Here is a 10014-nt window from a genome sequence, read left to right on the forward strand (position 1 = left end):
CTTACTAGGATTAAGCAATGATAGTCTTTGAAAATTCTTCGCAGAATGTGCGTATCTCATTTCGAACCATACGAAATGCATGCATAATTTCTTCTTCACTTCCGGTTGCTTTGTCAGGATCAGAAAAACTATGATGTATGCGAATGGAATTACCTGGTATGTACGGACAGTTTTCTCTGGCATGATCACATACCGTGATGATGTAATCAAAGGGTATGTTTAAGTATTCATTTACATGGTTGCTGGTATGATGACTGATATCAATTCCATCTTCCTTCATGATTTGTATGGCTCTCGGATTTACGCCATGTATCTCAATACCGGCACTGTAAATATGAGCTTTACCTTGTAACAGATTTTCTAAATAACCATGTACCATTTGACTACGGGAGCTATTACCTGTGCATAAAACCAAGATTTTTTTCATTTAATACCTCCAACTGTTAGCGATGGCTACCAACGATAACATGATGGGTACTTCTATGAGTACACCAACCACCGTGGCTAACGACGCACCTGAATTAAGACCAAAAAGTGATATGGCCACGGCAACTGCGAGTTCAAAAAAATTACTGGCACCAATCATCGCAGCCGGTGCACAAACCGGATGTGATAAACGGAGCAATTTTCCACCCAGCCAGGTTATAAAAAATATGAAGTAGGTTTGAATGGTCAGTGGTATGGCTATCAACAAAATGGTGTATGGATGATCCAGTATGTGTTCGCCCTGAAAGGCAAAGAGTAAAACCAGGGTTGAAAGCAATGCTAGTATGGAAACAGGACGAAGTGCCGGAAGAAATTTTTGTTCAAACCAATCCTTTCCTTCTCGTTGAAGCAATATCCGATTGGTCAGATAACCCGTAGTTAGCGGTATAACAACAAAAACAACCACCGAAGTAATCAGTACTTCATACGGTATCTGTATGTTGGTTACTCCCAGCAGCAATTTTACAATGGGTACAAATGCAACCGGCAGAATAAGATCGTTGACTGAAACTTGTATTAACGTATAATTGGCATCGCCTTTTACCAAATAACTCCACACAAACACCATGGCTGTGCAGGGTGCGGCACCCAGCAGAATGGCGCCTGCCAGGTACTGGTCTGCATCTTCCGGAGTGATCCAGGTAGCATACAGATTTTTAAAGAAAATCCATCCAAACAATGCCATGGTGAAAGGTTTGATCAGCCAGTTTACAGTAACTGTCAGCGCCAGCCCTTTCCAATTTTTTGAAACACCGCCTATCGATGAAAAATCAACCTGTACCATCATCGGGTAGATCATCATCCAAACCAACACCGCTACCGGAATGTTGATGGTATATATCTGCCAGCTTTCAAGCACCGAAACAGAATTCCCCAGTATTTTCCCAAGACCAATGCCTGCAGCAATGCATAGCGAGACCCAAACGGTAAGGTATTTTTCAAAAAACTTCATGGGTTGAAATTTAATTACAGCGTTTCCATTAATTCCACTTCCCCGAAGGGAAGCGACTCCCCCCCATTATAACCCTTGCCCAGAGGTCTTGTTTTCGGCTGCAATTTCCCCTTGTTTTTCTCCGCCGAGGGGCCTGAAACCCTTGCCCAGAGCGGGATCGACCGGGTCAACGGAAGAATCAGGGTTTGAGGTTTGTCGCCGACCCTGTCGCTAACCATGTTGGTGTAGAAATTAACATGGATCCTGGGGTCGCTGCCTGGATAGGTTGGGGGCTTGGGCCAGCCCTGGGCAATGGGGCTTGCTGGTGGCGTCCGTAGAACAGAGTCTATGAGAGAATCTCTCGGCCCAACCGTGGGAAAAGTGTCGAGCATGTTAAAAGTAGACGAAAATGAGATCTCGATAGGATGCCAGTTTGCCTATCGACTGTTGTCGCTATAGTGGCTGAACACCATGCTGGATCCCCTTTTGGAAGAGAAAATCCGTGAGCAAATCCGCACCCACAAGGTGCTCATCTACATGAAGGGCACCCCGGAAATGCCCCAATGTGGGTTTTCCTATGCCGCCGTTCGTGTGCTGGATAGTTTGGGCTTCCCCTACACGGCGATTAACGTACTTGAGGATCCTGAGATCCGCCAGGGGATTAAAGAGTTTTCCAACTGGCCTACTATCCCGCAGATTTATATTGATGGGGAGTTTGTGGGCGGTTGCGACATCATCCAAGAGATGCACGCCCGCAACGAGCTGCGTCCGCTGGTCGAGGCAGCCTTTGCTAAGGCCACGGCTCAATCTTAAGGGATCCCATCTCATCCAGAGGGGTTGCCATGCTTACCCCCGACTACCTTCGGCAGCACCTGATGGAGAAGCTGCAGGCTCTTCATGTGCAGGTGGAGGATGAGTCCCACCTTCACATCGGCCACGGGGGCGGGACAGGAGGGCACTACCGAGTTCAAGTAGTGTCGCCTTCGTTTGTCGGCAAAACGACCCTACAGCGACATCGCCTGGTGTATGCCGCTCTGGCGGAACACATGGGGCGGAGCATTCATGCTTTGGCCCTGCAAACTTACAGCCCTGAAGAGGTTTCTGCGCAAGGGATCCCTGAGCAGATCGGCTAGCATAGAGGGCAAAATCGCGGCCCCATCAGGGCAGAGGAGGGAGCATGGCAACTCTTTTGGCCACCTGGCTGATGTCAGCCTTGAGTGTAATGATCCTGGCTTGGCTTTTGCCCGGGATCCACGTCTCCGGGTTTGGCGGGGCTTTGGTGGCGGCTCTGGCCATTGGTCTGGTCAATGGTTTGGTTAGGCCGATTCTCCGGCTGATCACCCTGCCGATTACGGTTCTTACCCTGGGTTTGTTTTGGCTGATTTTGAACGGCATTTGTCTAGCCATTGCCGATAAGCTGGCCGGGAATGCTTTCAACATCGATAATTTCGGCTGGGCGTTTATCGGCGCAATTGTACTTTCCATCGTCAGCGGCTTGGTTCAGCAGGTTTTTGAGCAAGGTGCGCCGAACTGACTTCGTCCCCAGCCGTGAGAGGGCAGGGTTTGGTTCAAGATTGCAGGGGGTACGCTAGGGGAACGTCAACACTCAGCCCGACGATAACCAAAACCAACTTTAAGGGATCCCGATAAGCTTTACTCCATTGGCCCTGCCCGCTAAGTTTTTGCCGCAGAACCATAGGATTCTCCACAGATAGCCTGCACAAGATCTGCCAATGGCTAACATCAGCAGGATATTGCGAGCAGGCGTTTGATCTGTGGCTGCTTTATCTAAGCCTAGCAAATCGATAGGAAACCAGTAGGGGATCAAGTTGGTCGATCTGCAACTCAGGAGCTGGTTGGTATGAAGGCGTTGCTGCTCTATCCGCGTTTTCCTCAATCATTCTGGTCTTACAATCGCACCATTGAGATGGTGGGGCTAAAAGCGCTAATGCCACCTCTTGGCTTGATCACCGTTGCTGCTTTGCTGCCCCAACACTGGGAGATTCGCTTTGTGGATCGCAATGTAGCTGATGAAACAGAAGCCGATTGGCAGTGGTGCGATCTGGTGATCTTGTCAGCCATGTTGGTGCAGAAGCAGGATTTCCACGCCCTCATTCGCAAAGCGGTGCAGTTGGGCAAAAAAGTAGCGGTGGGCGGACCCTATCCAACTTCTGTGCCACAGGATGCCCTGGAATCTGGTGCTCACTATTTGGTTTTGGATGAAGGGGAAGTGACCATACCGGCCTTTGTCAAGGCTCTAGAAGCTGGGCAAGAGTCGGGCATTTTTCGGGCTGCGGAAAAACCGGATGTAACCCAAAGTCCTTTGCCAAGGTTTGATCTGCTGCGTATGGATCAATACTTCATGATGTCAGTCCAATTTTCGCGAGGTTGCCCCTTCAATTGTGAGTTTTGCGATATCATCTCTCTTTACGGACGCAAGCCAAGAACCAAAGAGCCAAGTCAAATGCTAGCTGAGCTACAGGCCCTCTATGACTTGGGCTGGCGGGGTTCGGTATTTGTAGTGGATGACAATTTTATCGGCAATCAGCGCAACGTCAAGCGATTTTTGCGAGAGCTGATCCCTTGGAGCCAGGAGCGCAATTACCCATTTACCTTTATGACAGAGGCTTCAGTCAACCTGGAGGAAGACGAAGAGCTGATGAGGTTGATGGTAGAAGCGGGGTTCTATGCTGTCTTTTTGGGCATTGAGACTCCAGACCAAGACAGCTTACAGATGACCCAAAAGCTCCAGAATACCCGCCACCCTTTGGTGGAGGCCTGTCGCAAGATCAACGAGGCCGGACTGCTGATCTACGCTGGGTTTATTCTGGGCTTTGATGGAGAGCGGCCAGGAGCAGGGGAGCGCATTCAGGCTTTTGTCGAGCAAACCGGTATTCCTCAGCCAATGCTGGGCATTTTACAGGCTTTGCCAAACACACAGCTCTGGAATCGCTTGAAGAAAGAGGAACGGTTGCTGGAAGGGATCGGCGTGACTGAGTTCGGCGATCAAAATACGCTGATGAATTTCATTCCCACCCGTTCTCTATCGGAGATTGCCCGAGAGTATCTGGAAAGTTTTTGGAAACTGTATGATCCTGCGCGATATTTATCTCGCTGCCTGCAACAGTGCCTGAATATCGGCATCAAAGATGGCCGACGGCAAATGATGAAGCTGCCCCTTCGCAAAGGGATCCACCTGCTTCTACAACTCATCTGGCGGCAAGGGATCCTTCATCCCGAAATCCGCGCCCAATTTTGGCGGCAGCTATGGACGATTTGGCGACAGAAACCGAGCCTGCTGAACCTATATTTGGGCCTCTGCGCTGCAGGAGAACACTTTTGGGAATATCGGGAATTGGCCCGCGCCCGGCTTACCCAGCAACTGGGATACGATCCTTTGCTGGCCAGCTCATCTTGACAGTATTTCTGGGGGAATGGTCTATCGATAGAGGATGCCCGGATGGGGCCTATGCGGCGACGACAGTTGGGGGCGATGGTGCTGGGATCCCTGTGGGCTGTTTGGGGAGGCTCTCGGCAGGCCCAAACGTCCGGGCGCGGAGATTGGCTGGCCGTGGAGCTGTTCAGCCGCTGGAGTGCGGATCCCTTGGCCGAGTTGGAGCTGATGGGCCCTTTTGTTTTAAATCAGCAGCCTTTTCCAACAGGCACCTGGAAGTTACAGGTGCGCCGCCAAGAGCTCCTTCTGACCGGGCCGGGACAGCCTCGTCGCTACCAGGGATCCCTTTGGCTACAGGGGGGAGCTCTGCGCTCCCTCGCAGGGGAGGAGCGTCGCTATCGGGGCTGGGTACAGATTCGTCCCAAGGGTTTAGGTCGCCTGCATCTGGTGAACTGGGTCAAGTTGGAAGACTATCTGCTGGCTTTGGTGCCCAGCGAAATGCCTGCCGATTGGCCAGCCGCCGCCTTGCAGGCGCAAGCCATCTTGGCCCGTACCTTGGCCGTTCCCCATCTGCACCCCGGCCCCAGAAGAGAATGGCCCTCTACCTCGATAAGGCTATTGCAGGATTCCACCGCCCACCAGTTCTATGGTGGCCTGGCCTATGAAACGGCGGCGACCACTGCTGCGGTGCAGGCAACCCGAGGGCAGATCCTAACCCATGCCGGCCAGCCGATAGAGGTTCTGTTTCACTCCACCTGCGGCGGTCACACCAGTGCCAACCAGGATATTTTTGCCCCACCCGCCCGCCCCTACCTACAAGGGGTGATCTGTGACGGGTGTCGCGCCTCTCCTTTCTATGGCCCTCACAGCGTCCGACTCAGCCGACGGGAGTTGGAGCCAGCCTTCGGCAACGGCGATCTGGAGATTGTGCAGTCGGATCCCTGGGGTCGCCCCCTGCGCATCCGCGTTGGATCCCAACTGTTGACTGGCCAAGAGTTTGTGCTGCGCCTTGGCCAAACCCTGGGTTGGGGGATCCTCCCCAGCAACCGCTTCACATGGGAACGTCTCCAGCCAAAGGCCGGCCAGCAGGAAGTGTACCTTTTCACCTATCGTGGGGCCGGCCATGGGGTGGGACTGTGTCAGTGGGGATCCCGTGGCTTGGCCGAGAAGGGCTACACGGCGCCGCAAATTCTCAATCACTACTTCCCCGGCACCCAGGTGATAACGTTGAGCTGAAGGCTGTTGGCCCCGACTCCAACTCTCATTTACTCCCGTGTCCCTTGCACACCCCCATCGTCGCCATCCTGCCTACTGCTACTGCAGTGAGCTGGAACACGCCCAGATTCCCAAGCGCCAGCAGCAGGATCCCTTGCCGTTTGCAGAAGCAATGGGTTGCATTGCCAATCAGGAAGCCGCCGTGGCCGCTGCTTGCGGCCCTTGGAGCAGTTGTTTCGTCAGCAAAGCTGCTACATAGCCGATCCCTGAGCCACCTTGAGCAGGCGACCTTGGGCCATCGCACCCCAAGAAGCTGACCTCAGGCGGGGGCTTTGGGGGTGATCTTCACAATGGTGGGACGGGATCCCACCTGGGCTGACCCATTCGCTTGCGGCTCTTTGGCCATCCCGCCGCCGGTGGAAGTTGTTTGTGCTTTACGCCGCTTCTGCGGCACAGCATCTCCAGCCGGCTGGGCTGTAGGGCTGCTGGAGGCAGCTTTGGCTTGGGCTTTACCTGCAGAAGCGGTCGAGCGGCTTTTCCCCTTGACCTCTGCAGAAGAGACTTCTTTTTCAGCCAGCACCTGCAGGGCCATTTCCAGGGTAACCGCTTCGGCAGGGATCCCTTTGGGCAAAGAGGCATTGACCTTGCCATGTTTGACATACAGCCCGTAGGGGCCGTCGTGCAGATTGACCGGCTCACCATCCTCAGGATGGGATCCCAGCTCCCGCAGCGGCTTGGCCGAGGCGCGCCCACGGCCTTTCTTGGGCTGGGCCAGCAGCTCCAGCGCCCGCTCCAGGCTGATGGTCAGCACATCCTCATCGGCGGGCAGAGAGCGAAAATCGCCATCGCAGACCACGTAGGGGCCGAAGCGGCCAATGCCGGCCTGCACTTTTTTCCCCGATTCCGGGTGTTCCCCCAAGGTGCGGGGCAAGCTCAGCAACCCCAAGGCAATCTCTGGCGTGACCTGATCCGGTTTCAGCCCTTTGGGCAGAGAGGTGCGCTTGGGTTTTTTGTTGTCCTCAGAAACTTCCCCCAACTGCACATAGGGGCCATAGGGGCCCTGCGGGATCACGTAGATGGGCTCTTGGGTTTCCGGGTGAAAGGCAATGGGCTTGGGGCCTTCCTGCTTCCGCTGGATCAGCTCCGCGATGTGTTCTGCGCTCAGATCGGCGGGGGGAATATCCTCCGGCAGGTTGGCGCGCACCTCTCCGGACTCGGTTTCGACCGCCACATAGGGGCCATAGGGGCCAATGCCGATCTTGACAGGCAGGTTCTCCAGATGGATGGAGCGGGCCAGGCCGGAATCAATTTCCAGCTCGCGGGCCTTTACCTGTCCCTCGAGACCCTGCTCGCCCAAGAAGAAATGGCGCAGATAGGGCAGCCACTCCGCCTGTCCAGAAGCAATGTCGTCCAGCGTTTGCTCCATCTCGGCAGTGAAGCGGGTATTCACCAGGTTGGGAAAGTATTTTTCCAGTAGCTCGGTGACTGCAAAAGCCGTGTAGGTGGGCACGAGGGCACTTCCCATCGGCCTGACGTAGCCACGGCTCATGATCGTATTCAAGATGGTGGCGTAGGTGCTGGGGCGGCCAATGCCCTCACTTTCCAACACCTTGACCAAGGAGGCTTCCGTATATCGGGCTGGAGGCTGGGTTTCGTGGGCAACGGGTTCCAGCTTCTGGCAGCGGAGGGGATCCCCCTGCCGCAACAGAGGCAGATGCACCTCCCGATCTTCCAAAGCCGCCTCTGGGTCGTCGGATCCCTCCACATAGGCGCGGAAAAAGCCGGGAAAATCGATGCGCTTGCCGCTGGCCCGGAACACCGCATCGTCTACGGCGATGAGTACGATGGTGTGGGTCTGCCGCGCCTCAGCCATTTGGCTGGCGACGGTGCGCTTCCAGATCAGGTCGTAGAGGGCCAGCTCCTGGCCGGAGAGGGGGGTTTGGCTGGGCAGACGAAACTCCGATCCAGCAGGACGAATGGCCTCGTGGGCTTCTTGCGCCCCTTTGGTTTTGGTGGTGTACTGACGGGGCTCGGGGCTGAGATATTCTCTGCCGTACATCGACTCCACGCAGGCGCGGGCAGCGCGGATGGCCTGCTCCGACAGGTGGACCGAATCGGTGCGCATGTAGGTGATGTAGCCCTCTTCGTAGAGCTTTTGGGCAATGCGCATCGTCTGCTGGGCCGACAGGTGCAGCTTGCGGTTGGCCTCCTGCTGCAGGGTGGAGGTGGTAAAGGGAGGGGCAGGTTTGCGGGTGGAGGGGCGCTCTTCCACAGAGCTGACGATCCAGGCTTTTCCCAGCAAGCGATCCCGCAGGGCCTCGGCCTGGGCCTGATCCAACAACACCACATCCCGCCCGGCAATGAGCTGGCCGGTGCTGGGATCGAAGTCTTGCCCATTGGCCAGGCGTTTGCCACCCAAGCTCACCAGCTCTGCTGGAAAGACAGCCTGCTGGCCGGCGACGGTCGTTTTGGGCTGCAGCTCTGCTTTGAGATCCCAGTAGGAGGCTTTTCTGAAGGCGCGCCGCTCCCGCTCTCGATCCACCAAAAGCTTGACCGCCACCGACTGCACCCGCCCTGCCGAGAGTTTGGGGGCAATTTTTTTCCACAGCAGCGGCGACAGGGTATAGCCCACCAGGCGATCCAAGATGCGGCGGGTCTCCTGGGCACGCACCAGTTGTTCATCCACCTCACGGCAGTTTTGCAGCGCCTCCTGAATGGCCTCGCGGGTAATCTCGTGGAACACCATGCGGCGGGTGGGCACTTTGGGTTGCAGCACCTGTTGCAAGTGCCAGCTAATGCTTTCCCCTTCGCGGTCTTCGTCGGTGGCCAGGATCAGCTCGTCCGCCTTCTTGAGCGCTTCCTTCAGCTCCTTGACCACCTTTCTTTTGTCCTTGGGGATGACGTAGAGGGGCTCGAAGTCGGCGTGGACATTGACCCCCAGGCGGCTCCACTCTTCTCCTTTCAATTCTTCTGGAATTTCAGATGCCGAATCGGGAAGATCCCGCACATGTCCCATCGAGGCCTGAACCTCATACCCCGCAGGCAAGAACCCACGGATGGTACGGGCTTTGGTGGGAGATTCGACAATGACCAGCTTAGGCATAATTGAGGTTGGCAGCAATCGGCTTAGGTTGTCGCATTTCCCGCCCCAAGGATTGGGCGGGCCAGCATACACTGCAAGAGGTGCTTAAGATAGACAGCCTACTTTTCTGGAGCGTAGCAAGTCTACCTGCGCTTGACCAGCCGTCATCGGCGATGATCCGAGCGGTCTGGCCCCATCTGGCTGCTTTGTAGGACGATGAAACTACACCATTTTTCCATTCGCACCGCCGATATCTTCCGCTCCATCGCTTTTTACGAGGGGCTGGGCTTTGCGGTGGAAGAACGCTTTACTGCCGGGATCACGCTGGCCTGCTGGATGCGCGGCCCCTGGGGGCGTTTGGAGCTGATGCAAGTGCCGCAGCCCCATCCTGCCCCGGATCCCTTTGGGGATCCCCACTATGTGGGCTACTATCACCCCGCTTTTGAGGTGGGCCCCGAATGGGGATCCCTGGCCAACTACCTAGAACATTTGCGAGCGCAAGTGCCCCTTACCCTGCTGCTGCCGCCCCAGCTCCAGCAAATTGGGGGCCAGGTCTATGAAGTGGCGTTCATCGCCGATCCCGATGGCCTGCCGATCGAGCTCATTCGTCCCCAGGGATCCTCAGGAGAGAGTCTGCCCCAACGCCCAGAGGACATTAACTAATAAATAGTTGGATAACTAGTTGATGGGTTAGAGGATCTAATTTGGGTGGGAGCGGTCGTTCCCCCTTGTCCAGATCCTGGAGAGCCAACCCTAAAGCTAAGCTAGTAGAGCTTCTGGGGAACTTGAGAGAAGGGTTTGTTGGCCGCTTGTCAGCTAGAAATCGCAGGAGCCCCGCACTGTACCCGTAGGGTCAGTGTCGGGAGGAATGCGGAAGTTATGATAGAACCATGACCCAAGTCCTGA

The 10014-nt window shown here is 55.3% G+C and carries 10 protein-coding genes; 7 read left to right on the plus strand and 3 right to left on the minus strand.

Going from position 1 to position 10014, the window contains the following annotated elements; all coding sequences use genetic code 11:
- Positions 1-10 precede the first annotated feature (10 nt).
- Complete coding sequence (locus ACVWZF_RS11415; RefSeq protein ID WP_414328749.1) at positions 11-427, minus strand: arsenate reductase ArsC; 417 nt, start codon at positions 425-427, stop codon at positions 11-13.
- Positions 428-1438 carry an ACR3 family arsenite efflux transporter gene (gene arsB, locus ACVWZF_RS11420; RefSeq protein ID WP_457411484.1) on the minus strand — a complete coding sequence of 337 codons (1011 nt, stop codon included), beginning with the start codon at positions 1436-1438 and terminating at the stop codon, positions 428-430.
- Between the two features lie 450 nt (positions 1439-1888).
- Here arsB and grxD point away from each other — a divergent pair, with 450 nt between their 5' ends.
- From grxD to ACVWZF_RS11450, 6 genes are all read left to right on the plus strand, one after another.
- Positions 1889-2230: a Grx4 family monothiol glutaredoxin gene (gene grxD / locus ACVWZF_RS11425; protein ID WP_011433932.1), complete on the plus strand. Its 342-nt coding sequence runs from the start codon at positions 1889-1891 to the stop codon at positions 2228-2230.
- Between the two features lie 29 nt (positions 2231-2259).
- Entirely contained in the window at positions 2260-2550 is a 291-nt protein-coding gene (locus tag ACVWZF_RS11430; protein ID WP_414383123.1) for a BolA family protein, read from the plus strand.
- Between the two features lie 44 nt (positions 2551-2594).
- Entirely contained in the window at positions 2595-2951 is a 357-nt protein-coding gene (locus ACVWZF_RS11435) for a phage holin family protein (protein WP_011433930.1), read from the plus strand.
- A 327-nt stretch (positions 2952-3278) separates the two neighbouring features.
- Complete coding sequence (locus tag ACVWZF_RS11440) at positions 3279-4835, plus strand: B12-binding domain-containing radical SAM protein (protein WP_457394494.1); 1557 nt, start codon at positions 3279-3281, stop codon at positions 4833-4835.
- A 51-nt stretch (positions 4836-4886) separates the two neighbouring features.
- On the plus strand, positions 4887-6047 hold the full coding sequence (locus tag ACVWZF_RS11445) for a SpoIID/LytB domain-containing protein (protein WP_457394491.1): 1161 nt from the start codon (positions 4887-4889) through the stop codon (positions 6045-6047).
- Positions 6048-6084: 37 nt separating this feature from the next.
- The gene (locus ACVWZF_RS11450; RefSeq protein ID WP_457394488.1) at positions 6085-6285 is read left to right on the plus strand and encodes a hypothetical protein; all 201 of its coding nucleotides are present in this window, start codon (positions 6085-6087) and stop codon (positions 6283-6285) included.
- A 60-nt stretch (positions 6286-6345) separates the two neighbouring features.
- On the opposite strand, the gene topA is transcribed toward ACVWZF_RS11450, so the two are convergent.
- Positions 6346-9129, minus strand: a complete 2784-nt coding sequence (gene topA / locus ACVWZF_RS11455; RefSeq protein WP_457411485.1) for a type I DNA topoisomerase — start codon at positions 9127-9129, stop codon at positions 6346-6348.
- Positions 9130-9324: 195 nt separating this feature from the next.
- On the opposite strand from topA, the gene ACVWZF_RS11460 reads away from it, so the two are divergent.
- A complete protein-coding gene (locus ACVWZF_RS11460) occupies positions 9325-9771 on the plus strand; it encodes a VOC family protein (protein WP_414329315.1) in 447 nt (148 codons plus the stop codon).
- The last annotated feature ends 243 nt before the right edge of the window (positions 9772-10014 follow it).

It is taken from the genome of Thermostichus sp. OS-CIW-30 (assembly GCF_054060215.1).

What these genes read in the sequence shown, in the direction of transcription:
- ACVWZF_RS11415 (WP_414328749.1), bottom strand. Translation starts at nt 427, where the DNA reads ATGAAAAAAATCTTGGTTTTATGCACAGGTAATAGCTCCCGTAGTCAA.
- arsB (WP_457411484.1), bottom strand. Translation starts at nt 1,438, where the DNA reads ATGAAGTTTTTTGAAAAATACCTTACCGTTTGGGTCTCGCTATGCATT.
- grxD (WP_011433932.1), top strand. Translation starts at nt 1,889, where the DNA reads ATGCTGGATCCCCTTTTGGAAGAGAAAATCCGTGAGCAAATCCGCACC.
- ACVWZF_RS11430 (WP_414383123.1), top strand. Translation starts at nt 2,260, where the DNA reads ATGCTTACCCCCGACTACCTTCGGCAGCACCTGATGGAGAAGCTGCAG.
- ACVWZF_RS11435 (WP_011433930.1), top strand. Translation starts at nt 2,595, where the DNA reads ATGGCAACTCTTTTGGCCACCTGGCTGATGTCAGCCTTGAGTGTAATG.
- ACVWZF_RS11440 (WP_457394494.1), top strand. Translation starts at nt 3,279, where the DNA reads ATGAAGGCGTTGCTGCTCTATCCGCGTTTTCCTCAATCATTCTGGTCT.
- ACVWZF_RS11445 (WP_457394491.1), top strand. Translation starts at nt 4,887, where the DNA reads ATGCGGCGACGACAGTTGGGGGCGATGGTGCTGGGATCCCTGTGGGCT.
- topA (WP_457411485.1), bottom strand. Translation starts at nt 9,129, where the DNA reads ATGCCTAAGCTGGTCATTGTCGAATCTCCCACCAAAGCCCGTACCATC.
- ACVWZF_RS11460 (WP_414329315.1), top strand. Translation starts at nt 9,325, where the DNA reads ATGAAACTACACCATTTTTCCATTCGCACCGCCGATATCTTCCGCTCC.